Source organism: Thalassovita sp. ABM4_323 (assembly GCF_056158665.1).
The window spans coordinates 705,170-720,187 of sequence record NZ_JBSWTS010000007.1; the positions used below are offsets into that span (position 1 = coordinate 705,170).

7 protein-coding genes are annotated in these 15,018 nt (G+C 61.5%); all 7 read right to left on the bottom strand.

The annotated features are described in order from the left end of the window. Nucleotides 1–63: 63 nt before the first annotated feature. On the bottom strand, nt 64–711 hold the full coding sequence (locus ACXADQ_RS05825) for a 4'-phosphopantetheinyl transferase family protein (RefSeq protein WP_475316592.1): 648 nt from the start codon (nt 709–711) through the stop codon (nt 64–66). Continuing rightward, nucleotides 711–5,234, bottom strand: a complete 4,524-nt coding sequence (locus tag ACXADQ_RS05830; protein WP_475316596.1) for a MupA/Atu3671 family FMN-dependent luciferase-like monooxygenase — start codon at nt 5,232–5,234, stop codon at nt 711–713. The genes ACXADQ_RS05825 and ACXADQ_RS05830 overlap by 1 nt, the downstream gene beginning before the upstream one ends. 22 nt (nt 5,235–5,256) lie before the next feature. Next, nucleotides 5,257–6,261 carry a glycosyltransferase family 2 protein gene (locus ACXADQ_RS05835; RefSeq protein WP_475316599.1) on the bottom strand — a complete coding sequence of 335 codons (1,005 nt, stop codon included), beginning with the start codon at nt 6,259–6,261 and terminating at the stop codon, nt 5,257–5,259. Beyond that, nucleotides 6,258–12,608 carry a type I polyketide synthase gene (locus ACXADQ_RS05840; RefSeq protein WP_475316602.1) on the bottom strand — a complete coding sequence of 2,117 codons (6,351 nt, stop codon included), beginning with the start codon at nt 12,606–12,608 and terminating at the stop codon, nt 6,258–6,260. The genes ACXADQ_RS05835 and ACXADQ_RS05840 overlap by 4 nt, the downstream gene beginning before the upstream one ends. Nucleotides 12,609–12,732: 124 nt before the next feature. After that, entirely contained in the window at nt 12,733–13,932 is a 1,200-nt protein-coding gene (locus ACXADQ_RS05845) for an oligosaccharide flippase family protein (protein ID WP_475316605.1), read from the bottom strand. Continuing rightward, nucleotides 13,838–14,134 carry a hypothetical protein gene (locus tag ACXADQ_RS05850; RefSeq protein WP_475316607.1) on the bottom strand — a complete coding sequence of 99 codons (297 nt, stop codon included), beginning with the start codon at nt 14,132–14,134 and terminating at the stop codon, nt 13,838–13,840. The genes ACXADQ_RS05845 and ACXADQ_RS05850 overlap by 95 nt, the downstream gene beginning before the upstream one ends. Then, a complete protein-coding gene (locus ACXADQ_RS05855) occupies nt 14,131–14,961 on the bottom strand; it encodes a glycosyltransferase family 2 protein (protein ID WP_475316609.1) in 831 nt (276 codons plus the stop codon). Before ACXADQ_RS05855 ends, ACXADQ_RS05850 begins: the two co-directional genes overlap by 4 nt. Nucleotides 14,962–15,018: the final 57 nt, after the last annotated feature.

Consider the following 15,018-nt stretch of genomic DNA (forward strand, 5'->3'; position numbering starts at 1 on the left):
CGATCGCGACCACTTTGGCCGCTGATTTGGTGGCCTTGCGGGCTTCAAAAACAGGTGGGTATCTCATGTCAGAACCACCGCAGTCAGGAGGTGCGAGCCGTTCGACAAATAGCGCCCCTGCAGGCGATCACCAGGCTGAAACGGGCCCGCCTGGGTGCGGAACTCGGCCTGAAACGCGTCGTCCGAGGTAATCTGGACAGTCAGATCGTGAAACCCAAACAACGTTTCACTGAGCGGGTATTGCGCCTTATACGCCGCCTCTTTGGCCGAGAATATCAGCTTGGCAACAACGCCCGGATTCGCCGCATTCTGGACCGTTTCGCGCTCGTCCGGCAGCAAAATCGACCCCCACAAATCGGGGGGCAGATCGGTTTCTGGCTCGACATCAATGCCGATAGCCCGCGCCTTGGTCGACACACAGGCCACGCAAAGGTCATCGCAATGGGTGATTGAACCGGCCAGCCCGAGCGGCCAATCCGGCAGACGATCCGCACGGCTGGGCAGCGCCACCGGGGCGAGCCCCACAGCCCGCATCGCCTGACGCACGGCTGACCGCCCCGCCCGATATTCATCCTGGCGCTTGGGGACAGCCCGCGCGATGGCCGAGGCCTCGGAGGGGTACAGCGCGCCATCGGGATGGCGAGGATCGGTGATCCCGACCCCGGGCGCGACCCCCTGAGGGAACAGCGATATGACCTGAGCCTGCGTCATCATCCGGTCCGCGACATCCGGCGGGCGCGCATCTGGCGGCGTTTGGCCATGGCATCGGCGCGGCTGGTTTGTTCCGCCTCAGTATCGGCTTTGGGAGCCGGGGTCTCGGCGCCACCGCCCGTCATCTCGATCACTTTGGCGGACAAGGCCGACAGCACCGGGAAGCGGAAAATATCGGTGATCGACAGCTTGTCTGCCCCCAGTTTCTGACGGATTTCCCGGTGCGCCTGTACGGCCAGCAACGAATGCCCGCCAAGCGCAAAGAAGTTATCCTTGGATCCGATATTCTGCACACCCAGAATACCCGTCCAGATCGCAGCGATATCCTGTTCGACGGTGTTTTCAGGCGCGACATATTCAGCCGTTTCGGCCTGCGCGCTTTCGGTTGGAACAGGCAGAGCCTTGCGGTCGACCTTCTTGTTCGGGGTCAGCGGGAAGCTGTCCATCTGCACAAAGGCCGAGGGCACCATGTAATCCGGCAATGCGGCGGCCAGACGGTCGCGCAGTTTGATCTGACAGACCTCGCCCGAGACGGTGAAATACCCCACCAAGCGCACCGCACCCGGCGTATCCTCGCGCGGGATGACCACAGCCTGACGGATGGCGGGATCTGCATCCATCAGCGCCTCGATCTCGCCCAACTCGATCCGGTAGCCGCGGATTTTCACCTGGTGATCGGCGCGACCAATAAAGTCCAGCCGCCCGTCATCGCGCCAGCGCACCAGATCGCCCGTGCGATACATTCGGTTGCCCGCGACAAAGGGATCGGCCACGAAACGCTCGGCCGTCAGATCCTCGCGTTGCCAATAGCCACGGGTTACACCCGCGCCCCCGATATAGAGCTCGCCCGCAGCGCCAACCGGCACCGGCTGCATCGCTTCGTCCAGAACATACACCCGCGTATTGGCGATGGGCGTACCGACATTCACGATCTTCTCGCCCATGCCAGCCGTTTGCGTGGTGGACCAGATCGTGGTTTCCGTCGGGCCGTACATGTTTTCGATGGTGGCGCTGGTGGTTTCACGCAGATCGTTGACCAGGGCCCCCGGCAGCGCCTCACCTCCGATCATCATGTGTTTCACATGCCCAAGGGCAAAGCGCGCCTCGTCATTCATCGCGATCATCCGCGCCATCGAGGGGGTGCACTGCAGATGGGTCACGTCATGGCGAATGATCTGCGCCGCAATCGAGAAATCGTCGGCCTCCAGTTCCGCCTGAATGTTCGACTGCTCGCGCACCTTGGCCAGGTGCTGCAGCCCGTTCAGAACGGTCTGTTTTTCGATGCCATAATCGATCAGACAGGCGATTTCATCGACGCCAATCCGCTTCAATTGCTCAACCCGATTCAGGCAATCGTCAACGGTGCCAAACAGGCCAGAATCCTCGAAATACCGCAGGAAAGCGAATTCCAGGATGGCGTCCAGCTCGTCTTCGGACAGGTTGCCAAGGTCCAGCTCGAACGGGTTGCTGACGCCTTCGGGGCGTTTGAACGCGGGGAAAACCCAGGCGAATTGCTTGATCAGCGCGGCGGCCGAGGCCAGGTAGTCCTTCATCGGACCCCGGGCGATTTCACGCGCTTTTTCGCGGTCTTCGGCCACGAAGGTGTGCAGCATCAGCGTGACCTTGAAATCAGCCGGATCGTGACCAGCCTCGCGCAGCGCTTCGTGGTACAGGCGGATCTTGCCGGCAACCTCGTCCACCGACTGACCCAGCAGGTGAGTCAGCACATTGGCACCAATCTTGCCGGCCTCGATCCAGGTTTCGGGGTTGCCGGCGGTCGTCACCCAGACCTGCAGCTTCTTGGATACGGGCCGAGGCTGCGTCACCACAGCGTGGGTTTCACCATTGCCCAGCGGGAATTCCACCTCGTCCCCGGCCCAGAGTTTGCGAAGGGTCTCGATGCTGTCCAGCATGGCCTTTTTGTTGTTCGGCGGGCGGTTTTCGGGGCGCAACACAAAATCATGCGGCTGCCAGCCCGAGGCGATGCCCAGCCCGGTCCGACCATTGGTCAGGTTGTCGATCACCGCCCATTCCTCGGCCACGCGGGCGGGATGGTGCAGCGGCGCGACACAGCTGCCCGCGCGCACGGCCAGATTTTTCGTCAGCGCAGCCACAGCGGCCCCGGTCACGGACGGGTTCGGGTAAGGCCCACCAAAGGCGTGGAAATGCCGTTCGGGCGTCCAGACAGCAACGAACCCGTTTTCATCGGCGAACTTGGCGCCCTCGAACAACATCTCGTATTTGTCACGGCCCACACCATCGTCGTTGCCCCAGTAATACAGGCTGAACTCCATCCCCTTACCGGTGACGTTCATCGCCCCCGAGGACACAAGCGCCCGGTTTTCATCACTGCTGACAACCAGCTTGAAGCCGCGTGCGAGGGTATAGAACAGCTCCAGCACGGAAATGTCGAAGGACAGCGAGGTCACAGCCAGCCAGGTGCCGCCCTCATGCGGGATACGGTCGTCCATGCCGGTGAAAAAGTTCGACACATTGCGATGTTCGACCATCACGCCCTTGGGCCGCCCGGTCGAACCCGAGGTGTAGATCATATAGGCCAGATCCTCGCCCCGCGCGCCCGCATCGGGGTTATCCGTGGGGGCAGTCAGAATGGTGGCGTCGCTATCCAGCGCAACGATCTGGGCGTCGCCCTTGGGCAGGTCCGCCACCAGCGATTGCTGCGCCACGATCAGCGGGCAGCCGGAATCTTCGATATAGAGCGCAATGCGATCCGCCGGGAAGGCCGGGTCCAGCGGCACATAGGCCCCGCCCGCCTTCAGGATCCCTAGCGCGCCCACCAGCAGGTGCACCGACCGACCGGTATGCAGCCCGACCAGCGTGCCGGGCTTCACGCCCTTGCCGATCAGCACATGGGCCAGTTGGTTGGCGCGGGTGTTGAGCTCGGCATAGGACAGCTCTTCGCCCTCGAACACCAGCGCGGGGGCATCTGGAGTTTTGGCGACCTGGCGTTCGAACATCTGATGGATGCACAACTGATCGTCGTACTCGGCCTGCGTGGCGTTCCAATCGGTCAGAACCAACTGACGCTCGGCATCGGGCATGACGTCCAGCGCGGCCACAGGCCCACTGACGCCACCAGCCAACTTGTCCAGACGGGCCGCCATGCGGGTCAGCGCCTCCTGAGAGACGCGCACCGCATCAGCGAACAGAATCGCCTGTGCACCATCGTGGAACAAGGTAATCGCCGCGCCGGGGGCTGGTTCAGGGACGTGAGAGAGAGCCACATCCGGCACGGCGATATCTGCAAGATCGGGGCGACGCGCAAAGGCATCGCTGGGGAAACCCCCTTTGGTCTGAGCGCGGGCGATCTGGTCGTTGACCGCCTCCATCTGCTGGTCGGCATCCGCGTGCAGATCAACGCGGATCGGGGCCCAGCCCGTGATATGCGGGCCATCCTGGCCCAGGATCAAAGACACATCCGCGGTATCCGTCCCGGCCAGACGCGCCGCGATCAGGGCCATCGCGGGCAGCAAATGCCCGCCCGCTGTCAGCGTAACCTGACGGATACCGCTGTCTTGTGTTGGCGTAAAGGCCAGACGCACGGGTGCATAGCTGTCCAGCACGTTGCGATAGGCCAGTTCCGCCTCGACTGCGGGTTTCATCGCCTCGGTCAGCGCAGGATCGGGACGGTTCAGCACAGCCCCTGCCTGAGGCAGCTTGGCCCCCTTCAACAGGGTCAGACCGCTCAGGCTGATCGCGCCATCTGCAGTGGCCACGGTCAGCATATCGGGCGTGGTGGCCAAAACGGTTCCGGGGGCGGCTTGCCCCTCGGCCAAATCAGCATGGCGCAGCAGGATCACATCATTGCCCAACTGTACCTTTGGCATGAACAGCGGATTGCGGAACAAGTCATGGTCCAGCGCTTTGACAAAGCGCATCAGCTGGGCCGAGGGGCGCGTGAAATCCAGAACGGCTGCCGCTGCGGGGCGGTCCTTCAGCCCGAAATAGCTGCGTTGGCTCAGATCCTGAGCCGTGCGCGCCGGTGCGCCGCTCGCCAGTTGGTCAACCACGGCAGGAAAGGTCTGAATCGCGGCTTCGTAACAGCGGGTATTCAAGGTCAGCGCGGTGTCATCGGGGGCGATGTCAAACAGGGCCTGTTCCAGGATGTCGCCCTCGTCAATGCCGCCTTCGATCAGATGCCAAGTGATGCCGTGCTGCGTTTCGCCGTTGATCTGCGCCCAGACCGGCGCGTTCAGACCGGCGTATCGCGGCAGAGGCCCATCGTGAAAATTCACCGCGCCTTTGGCCGCCCGATCCAGCAACGGCCGCGGGATGATGTCCAGGTTTGCAATCGACAGCAGCCAGTCATACGCGCACGTGACCCGGTCCGCCAAACCTTGACCAGCTTCGATAACGTCCAAGCCCTTGCCCGTCGCCCAAGCCGCTACGCTGGGGTTGCGGGTGACAACCGCACTGATCGCGTGCCCGCGCGACAACAATACGTCGCCGCACTGGATCGCCAGGGATTCATTCCCGATCAGGAGCGTGGAAAAACTGGACATGACAAGTACTCCGATACTGTGCTCAGGCGCCATCGCGATCCACTGGGACCGCAGGGCTGGGTTTTTGTGGGCGCGCGCCACCCAGCGCACGCAGGGCGGATTTCAGATCATGGGCCAGCAGAATCCGCAGGAAATGTTTGGGGACGTTCATCGGCTTGCGCTCAAGACTGCGGCGCAGCCAGTACAGGCTGCCCCCCAGCAGATGCACCGCCGTGGCCAGGGCAGTGTAGGCGACGCCGTGGTTCTTGACGAAATAGTGCAGGCGCGAGTCGTACCAGTAGTCGGGCACACGGGCCCATTCCTTCATCCCGGTGGACACGCTGCCGATATGCATCACGTGGCTGTCGCGCACATAGACCGAGCCATAGCCCGCCCGGCGCGCCCGCAAGAACAGGTCGGTTTCCTCGAAATAGAGGAAGAACGTCTCGTCAAACAGCCCGATCTTGTCCAGCACCACCTGGCGCATCAACACGCTTGCGCCAGCCATCCAGTCAGCGCTGGCATTGGTGTCGGGCACAGGCAACGGCACGATCTTATCCCGCAGCAGACGCGAAACCGGGCCAAAGCGAATGGCACCTTCGAATTCGGACGCAATCGACGGAAACCGGAACAGGGTTTGGTGAGGGGCGTCATCCTCGCCATGAATGAAACTGCCCGCAGCCCAGAGCTTGGGGTCCGCCTTCAGTGCCTCCAACAACAGCCGGATCGCATCGGGCGCAGGAAACGCATCCGAGTTCAGCGCATAGACGTAATCGGGCTTGGTTCCGTCGCTGAGCCCCGCGCGGATGCCGACATTATTGCCAGCGCCAAACCCGCCATTGCGGTCCGAGGCGATGACACGCACATGCGGCCAACCCTGTTTCTGGACATGGGCGCTGATCTGTTCGAACGAGCCATCACCCGAGTCATTGTCGACCACAGAGATCTCGCCTTCCAATCCGTCCATCGCGACCACCGCGTGTTCCAGCGCGCGGATGGTCATGTCGGGCGTCTTGTAGTTCAGGATAACCGTCAGAACCTTGCTCATTCCGCAGCCTCCTTAAAGATGTGTGCAGGTGGATCCGAACGTTCGGCCCGGGCGATGCAATCGCGGATACGGGCGGCCAGAACGCGCACATTCGGTTCCAGCACCATTGAATCGTGATCCCCCGGCACCTCGAACACGGCGATGTTGGGCGCGTGTTGGGTCCAGTCGTTGTCTTCCAGCACATAGGCGCGTTCCGAGTTCACCCACCGGCCTGGCGCGACTTCCCATTTGCCGACCAAGGGTGGACGGAACAGGCACAGCGGCCCATCCCACGGACGAACCTGGTACTTGGCGACCGAGCGCAGGAACGCGGCCTCGATCTGTTCGTTATGGAAGCTATGGCCCGTTTCCGGCTGTTCGGCCTGAATGCCGCGCCGCTTGGCGAACTCCCATTTCACGCGGTTGATCGCCCATTTGGCGATATAGCCCAGACCGCCCTCTTTCAGCTCTTGTTTCTGAATCGCCATCCGATCCTGACGGGTCAGCGGACGGCGCACCGGCAGCGGTGTGTCCAGCATGACCAGAACCTGAACCTCTTCGCCGGCGTCCTTCAGCTGTTGCGCGATCTCGTAGGCGGTGATGCCGCCCCCCGAGAACCCACCGACCATATAGGGCCCGTGCGGCTGCACCTGACGGATCTCGGCGATATAGTCCTTCGCGGCCTGAACCAGATCGTTATGCGGCGCGTCCTCGCCATACAACCCGCGTGCTTGCAGGCCGTAGAACGGGCGGTCATGTCCCACCAGATGCGCCAGATGACGCAGGTTCAGCACATTGCCGAACATGCCAGCCACCAGGAAGAACGGCGTTTCCGGCCCGCCCTCGCCCGAATGCATCGGGACGATATGGGTGAAGCGGCGCTTGGGCGTTTGCGGTTGCGCGTCTTCTTGCGGTTCACCTTCGACGATCCCGCCTGCCTCGATGATCATGGCGGCGCATTTGCGGATCGTCGGAGCCTCGAACAGGACCGAGATCGGGAAGTCCACCCCAAAGGCTTTCTTCACCTTGGCAAACAGGCGCACGGCCACCAGCGAATGCCCGCCCAGATCAAAGAAGCTGTCCTCGGCCCCGATTTGATCGACACCCAACAGGTCCTGCCAGATGGCGGCCAGTTGCTCTTCGGTGTCCCCTTCTGGGGCAACATATTCGCTGTCCAGCTCGGGGCGTTCGAATTTCTGATCAGGGCCGTCGGTGGTCTCGGTTACGGCGGCTTGGGCAATCAGACCATCCAGATCCATCGAGGACACAACGACCTGCGGCAATCCCGTGGCCATCGCCCGGAAAAACGCCTGTGCGCCTTCGGTCGGACGGATACCCTGGGACAAGTTGTGTTGCAAGCGCAGCTCGGCCGGGGATAGCGGACGCGCAACCGGTTCGGCCTGCGGTTCCGTGGTGCGGCGCGCGAACTCGAACCCCTTGTCCAGCTGGCGGATCGTGAAGCCTTTGACCTTGACACATACGGTGCCGTCTGGTTTGCAGATCGTCACATCAAAGCTGGCAGTCATCGCGTCGGCATTATTCGCGCTGGCGTTGCGCACATGACTGACAATCTGGTCAGCAACGGGTTGGAACACCTGCACCGACCCATAGGACATCGGCACCCACAAATGGGTCGGCTGATAGCCTTCGATCAGCTCCATCGCCCAGCCGGTCGCCAGGTCCATAAGCCCGGGATGCAATCCGCATTTGTCGCCCCCATAGGCAGGATCAAGCGACAGATGCGCGACCCCCTCGCCCTCGCCCAGGGCGGTCTGGCGCAGCACGTGCCAACGCGGGCCAAAGGTCAGATGCGCCTCTTGGGGCGAACGGATATGCCCCTGATAGGACACCTGAACGCGCGGGCAGCGGGCCTCGATCTGCGTCAAATCCAACTGGTCGGGCTGAGTGATCGGCAGCAGCGACAGCTCGGCCTGAGCGTTTTCTTCGAACACGCCATCCGGGCCCGCGCTTTCGACCAGAAAATCATAGCCCAGATCCGAGCGCGGCAAGGTCACACGAACCGAGCGGCCCAGATCATCCACCTGCAACGGAGCCAGGAAGGTCAGGTTCCGGATTTCAAACGCGCCGGTTTCCCCCTGCGCCCGCAAAGCCTCGTATGCCAGCTCTAGATATCCGGTGCCGGGCAGCAAAGCCTCGCCAGAGCGGGTGCGGTGATCGTCCAGAACCCAGCGCTCTTGCGGGGTATAAGACGCCCCGAATGTGCGATCCCCTGCGGCATCAAAGCTGGACCAATCCAGAAGCGTTCCCTCAATGGCTGTCTCGGGTGCGGGCTCTTGCGATCCGGTGCGCGCAGCCATGGCCTCGGCGGCCATGCCAACATCCGCCCAGATGCCCCAATCAATCGCCAAAACACGGGTCTTGCCGCCCTGACGTGCCTTGGCAAAGGCGTTCAGATATTCATTCGCGGCCACGTAATCCACCTGTCCGGCGGGCGCTGTCACGGTCGAGGACGACGAGAACAGCACCATCCAGTCCAGGCTGCCATCAGGGAACAACCCGTCCAACACCTGCGTGCCGTGGATTTTTGGGGTAAAGACATCCTCGATTTCAGTCAGGGATTTGCCCAGGATCGGCGCATCGCTGATCACACCGGCGGCATGAATCACACCAGTGATCGGGCCAAACTCGGATTCCGCCTGTGCCTTGGCGGCCTTCATCTCTTCAACGTTCGAGACATCCGCGCCAATCACCAGCACCTTGCCCCCCAGCGCCTCAAGCTCTTGAACCGCCTGGATGCGCCGCACAACCGAGGCATTGGGCGCCATCTTGGCCAGCACACTGGCCCACTCTGCGCGATCCGGCAGACCGCCGCGCGACAACAGCACAATGTTCGCGTCGAATTTTTCGATCAGTTCAGCGGCGATGGTCAGGCCAATGCCACCAAACCCACCGGTGATCAGGACCGTACCGCCCGTGATTTCAACCGGTTGCTCGGCCAGGTCCACATGGCGATAGATTTGGGCAAACCGCTTCTGTCCGCGCAGGGCAGCAACGCCATTTGCGGGATTGGCTAGCAGCTCTTCGAGGATGGGCTGCAAATCCATACGCTTACGTTTGGTTTCAATATCCAGAACAGAGCAGGTCATCCCCGGGAATTCGCGCGGGATCACACGCGCAGGGCCCATAACTGTGGATTTTTCCGGATAGGGCAGCGGCTCGGCTTTGATCTGCGCCGCGCCCGAGGTCACTACGGTCAGGTGCGCGTTGTCGACGCCCTCATCGCTGAGCGCCTGCGCCAGGAACATCAGCGCATAGAACCCCTGTTCGACATTCCGGTGGAAAAAACTGCTGCCCGGGCGGAAGCTTTCCTTGTCTGTCACCAGCCAGAAATGCCCAATCCGATCCGGCAACAGTCCTTGCGCGGCAAGGGCCTGAATCAGCTCATCATAGTCGTCACGTCCGCGCTCGGGCGACACAACAAAGCTGACGTCATCTAGCTGCGCGAACCCATCCCCTGGCACCACCGTGACCACACGATGCCCCCCGTCGCGCAGACGCGTCGCCGCCTGATCTGCCAGCCCGGTGTCATCTTTGAAGATCAACCAGGTTTGGGGGGCGCCCAGTTCCTCGGAGACATCCAGATCAATATCGGCGAATTGGGGCTTCCAGAACGGGCGGTATCCCCAGCTTTCCTGGTTGTCCGAGCGCATCAGGAATTCCTCGGTCTCGTCCAGCTGCGCGGTGCCCGGCTCGATGAAATAGTCGCTGCGCTGGAACGCATAGGTCGGCAGAGGCACGCGATTGCGACGCGCTTCACCCCAGATCTGGTGCCAATCGAAATCGACGCCAACCGCCCAAACGCGGCCCAGCATGGCCATGAAGTATTTGTCGTCGAAAATCTGATCGTCCGGGTGGCGCAGCGTGCCGATCACTTGGTTGGCCTGCACGTTCGGATGTTGGCCCGTCAACGAGGCCAGGGCCTTGCCGGGCCCAACCTCGATATAGACGCGCTCGGGCTGTTCGCTGAGTGTGCGAATACCGTCCGCAAAATGTACCGTGCCGCGAAGGTGATCCACCCAATAGCTCGGATCGGTTGCCTCGGAATCCGCAATATACGCTCCCGTACGGTTGGAAACAAAGGGGATCTGCGGTGCGTTCAGCGTGATCGAGCGCAGGTAGTCGCCAAAGCGCCCAAGGATCGGGTCCAACATCGACGAATGCGCCGCGATATCGATCGGAATCCGCTGGGTCTGAATGTCCATCGCCGCCAGTTGATCAGCCAGTGCGTCCAGCGCCTCTTGGGGTCCGCTGGCCACGCTGAGCCCCGGAGCATTCACGGCCCCAAGATCCAGATCGGTGCCCAGCAAGGGGCGCAGTTCCTGCGCGTCCATTGGCACGCTCAGCATACCACCAGACGGCACCGTATCGAACAACGTCCCGCGCAGATGCACCAGCCCGATACAATCCTCAAAGCTCATGACCCCGGCCAGACAGGCCGCAGTGTTTTCACCCATCGAGTGCCCGATCAGCGCGGCGGGCTTCACCCCCCAAGACATCCACAACTGCGCCAGCGCATATTCGGTGATCATGATCAGCGGCAACTGGACCGAGGGCTTTTTCAGCGCCTCATTCGCGGCGTCCTCGGCACCCTCTTCGGGCAGCCACAGAGCGCGGATGTCATAATCCAGCTTGGGTTGCAGGATCTCCAGACCCTTATCCATCCAATCGGCAAAGACTGGCTCGGTTTCATACAGGTCCCGCGCCATGCCCGCATATTGCGCGCCGCCACCGGGGAACATGAACACAACGTCGGGGTCCTGGCCCACCACCTGATGGGTAAACACCCGGCGCGGGTCGTTCTGTTCCAGCAACTCGGCGGCTTCTTCGTGGGTTTCGGCAACAATCACGCGCCGACGGTCAAAGGCACGGCGGCCCTCTTTCAGCGTCCAGGCCACATCGGCCAGCGGCTGGTCCGTACGGCCCCGCAGGTGTTCGGCCAGCTTTGCCCCGCCATCATCCAGCGCCTTTTTCGACCGGGCAGACAGCGCTAGCAGCTGAAATGGAAAATCCGCCTCGTCCGAGGCGGCGCGTTCAGGGGCTTCTTCCACCACCACATGGGCGTTCGTCCCGCCAACCCCCAACGAGTTCACCCCCGCCCGGCGCGGACCCTTGTGACTGGTCCAATCAGTCAGGCGATCATTTACCTGGAAGGGCGAGCCATCGAAATCAATCGCCGGATTTGGCCGTTCATAGCCCAACGAGGGCGGCATCTGTTTATGCGTCAGCCCCAGGCTGGCCTTGATCAGGCTGGCCACACCGGCGGCGGTATCCAGATGGCCGATGTTGGTTTTGACCGAACCGATCCGACAGAACCCAACCTCGTCCGTGCTTTCGCGAAAGGCGCTGGTTAGCGCGGCAACCTCGATCGGGTCGCCCAGATAGGTGCCGGTGCCATGGCATTCCACGTAGTCAATCGTATCGGCGGGGATCTCGGCCAGCGCATGGGCATCGGCAATCGCGGCGGCCTGGCCTTCGACGCTGGGCGCCAGATAGCCGGCCTTGTCCGCACCATCGTTGTTCACGGCCGAGGACTTGATGACGCCCCAGATGTGATCGCCATCCTTGATCGCGTCCTCCAGCCGGCGCAGCACCACGACGCCCGCGCCCGAGCCGAACACGGTCCCCTGCGCGCGATGGTCGAATGCATGGCAATGCCCGTCGGGCGACAGGATCTCGCCTTCTTTGAACAGATAACCGCGGGCATGGGGCAGCTCGATCGTGACGCCTCCGGCCAGCGCCATGTCGCATTCGCCGTTCAGCAGCGATTGGCAGGCATAATGCGTCGCCACCAGAGACGTCGAACACGCCGTTTGCACATTCATCGAAGGGCCCTTGAGGTCCAGAATGTGGCTCAGGCGCGTGGACATGAAATCCTTGTCGTTGCCCGTGTGGCGCAGCAGGAACATGCCCACGTTCTGCACCAAATCCGGGTTCGAGCAGATGTTGAAATAGAAATAGCTGCCCATGCCGCAACCGGCAAAAACCCCGATGGGGCCGTCGAACTTTTCAGGCATATGACCCGCGTTTTCCAGCGCCTCCCACGAAACCTCGAGGAATTGGCGATGCTGCGGGTCCATAATCGCTGCGTCCTGCGGACCCAGGCCCCAAAAATCAGCGTCAAACCCCTTGAAGCCTTCCAAAACGGCGGCGGCGGGGACGTAATCGGGGCGGTCGATCAGGTGGGGGGCCTCTCCGGCCTCGATCAGGTCATCGCGGGTCAGATGGCGAATGGATTCGACACCATCGCGCAGGTTTTTCCAGTACTGATCAACGGTCTGCGCCCCCGGCAGGTGCGCAGCCATTCCGACGATGGCAATGTCCGTTCCAGACTGCTGTTCGTTTGTCATCCAACCCACTCACTCGAATTCCTGACGCCATTTGTGCCAGTAAAATAAGGTCTGAATAGGGCGGGACCGTGGATTTATGGCCAATTTTGGCACTTTTGTGCGATTGTTTCCGAATCGACACAAACTATTGAATAAGCGTGGATATTTCCGCCCAATGCAGCCAATAGACCGAGGCCCCAGCCACCGCGCTTGCCACAAAGAATACCAGATCATGCAGCCGGTCCCATGCGCCTTGTTTGCGCGCCAGCCACACAGCGCCAGGGTATACGGATAGGGACGCTATCCCTTGGGCCATAAGCGAGCCAAACAGGCCTGCAATCTCGAATCCGATCAGCAAGGCCAGGGTCATCACCACGGCGCGCGTGGCGACCAGGAAAAAGAAATTCTGCGAATCTCCCTCGGCCAGTGCAGATTGATCATAGGTCATCACGATCACCTGCGGGATCTGCATCACTGCCAGCGCTGACACAATCGCGCCCGCCTGCAAATACCGATCGTCATACATCAGCGACACCAGCCATGGGCCCAGCGCCCCAACGGTCAGCAGCATCCCCACCAGCATAGCAGTCACAAAGAATCGCATCTTGCGCAGCCGCAAGAAGTTTTCGCGCAATTCCTTGGGGGGGCTTTCGCGGTGCACCGGGATCACCACGCGGCGGATCACCACCCAACCCAGCATCAACGGGAAACTGGCCAGAAAATAGCCGATATTATAGACGCCGAACTGATCCAGGCTGAGGTACTTGCCCAGGATCACTTTGTCCCCTTGCGAGATCATGAAGCCGCACAGGGTGGACAGGAACAGCCATTTGCCGAATTGGAACAGCTCTTTTACGGCCTCGGGTTCAAGCCGGAATTGGTTGCGCGGGCCGTCGATCAGGCGGTGGATCAGCCACAGCTGCGCCATCGCCCCCACCACGCCCGAGATCACCAGCGCCCAGACCGATTGCGTTTGCCAGGCAAGGATGATGGCGACGATCAGACCGAAAAGCTGAGTCAGAATCTCGACCAAGGCCACCCGGCCGGTTCGCAAATGCCTGTTCGCCGTTTCAAATTTCGTGGGATTGAACCCGTTCAGCACCAGCATCAGACTGGCAACAGGCAGGTACAGGGCCAAGGCGGGCTCTTCATACAGCAGCGACACCGGATAGGCCAAAAGACAGGCCGCCACCCACAGCACACCGCCCCGGATCACGTGCAGCGTCCAGGCTGTGTTCAGAAAATCGGGGTCATCGCCACGCTTGCTTTGCAGGATCGCCGGGCTGGTGCCCATATCCGAGAACATCGCCAGCCCCACCATGAACACGGTAACCAGCGCCATCATCCCGAACGCCTCGGGGAACAGGATGCGAGTCAGAATTCAGGTTCGACAGCAGCCGCAGCCCCTGATAGGCGCCAAAGCTGGCCACATTCAGGATCGAGCTGCGCATCGCCCTTTGTTCCAGGCTGTCCCCTTTGATGGCACCTGCCAGTTTCGCAATCATACCATTTCCCCGGCCGGCCATCGGCGCGTGTGTGTCGCTCATCTGCCCCGGCTCCATGCCTGATCGTCCTGTGCCTGGGTCAGTTTCACAGTCAGGGCCACAGCCCCATACACACAGAATCCTAAAGGATAAGAGAATGCCAGCCCAAGCAGACGTCGCATTCCCATCTGCGGCTTTGTGTCATTTGCCCGCAATTCGGGATACAGTTGCGCAACCTGGTCCACACCGATGTTCTGCCGACGACGCACTTTGACAAGGTTGGCAAAGCCTTCGACGATCGGCCAGTCATAGCCCGCCTGAGTTTTCTTGCGCTCGTCGGGCGGAAAACACAGCCGCACATAGGTGTCATCCGAGATAATGTCAGGGAAGCCCCCCCAACGCGCGCGTCCAGCGGCATTCACCGCGAACAAGCCACATCCCGGCACATCCTGCGTGAAAAAGGGCACCCGCTTGTAGATTTGGCGATAGGCCCGACTGACCCAGCTGCGCGGCTGGGCGATCCGAACACTGCCGCTGGCATAGGTCGACTGGGCGCGACTAAGGACATCTGACAGCTCGGACAGCAGCTCGGGATCCACCACCACGTCAGCGTCCAGATAGATGCGCTTGTCGCCTTTGGCGGCGGCATCTGCTTGATTCATGGCGTTCATCTTGCCACCCTCGGCCAGATCCAGCACTTGCACAGACCAACCGCGATTCTCGAATCCCTGCGTCATACCCTGCGCCACGGCCACCGTGCCATCGGTACAGGCGTTCGCGGCCACGATCAGCTCGACCCCTTCGGCCACGGGATCCGAAGCGGCAAGCGCCATCAAACAACGGGGCAGCAACGCCTCTTCGTTATTGGCGGGTATGATGATGCTGATCACGTGGGGCCTCTGCCTGATCGAGTGGATTTTAATCGAAAAATACTGCGGGTTTATGTT

Excerpts from the sequence above, each read along its gene's own strand:
- ACXADQ_RS05825 (WP_475316592.1), bottom strand. The coding sequence starts at position 711 with ATGACGCAGGCTCAGGTCATATCGCTGTTCCCTCAGGGGGTCGCGCCC.
- ACXADQ_RS05830 (WP_475316596.1), bottom strand. The coding sequence starts at position 5,234 with ATGTCCAGTTTTTCCACGCTCCTGATCGGGAATGAATCCCTGGCGATC.
- ACXADQ_RS05835 (WP_475316599.1), bottom strand. The coding sequence starts at position 6,261 with ATGAGCAAGGTTCTGACGGTTATCCTGAACTACAAGACGCCCGACATG.
- ACXADQ_RS05840 (WP_475316602.1), bottom strand. The coding sequence starts at position 12,608 with ATGACAAACGAACAGCAGTCTGGAACGGACATTGCCATCGTCGGAATG.
- ACXADQ_RS05845 (WP_475316605.1), bottom strand. The coding sequence starts at position 13,932 with ATGATGGCGCTGGTTACCGTGTTCATGGTGGGGCTGGCGATGTTCTCG.
- ACXADQ_RS05850 (WP_475316607.1), bottom strand. The coding sequence starts at position 14,134 with ATGAGCGACACACACGCGCCGATGGCCGGCCGGGGAAATGGTATGATT.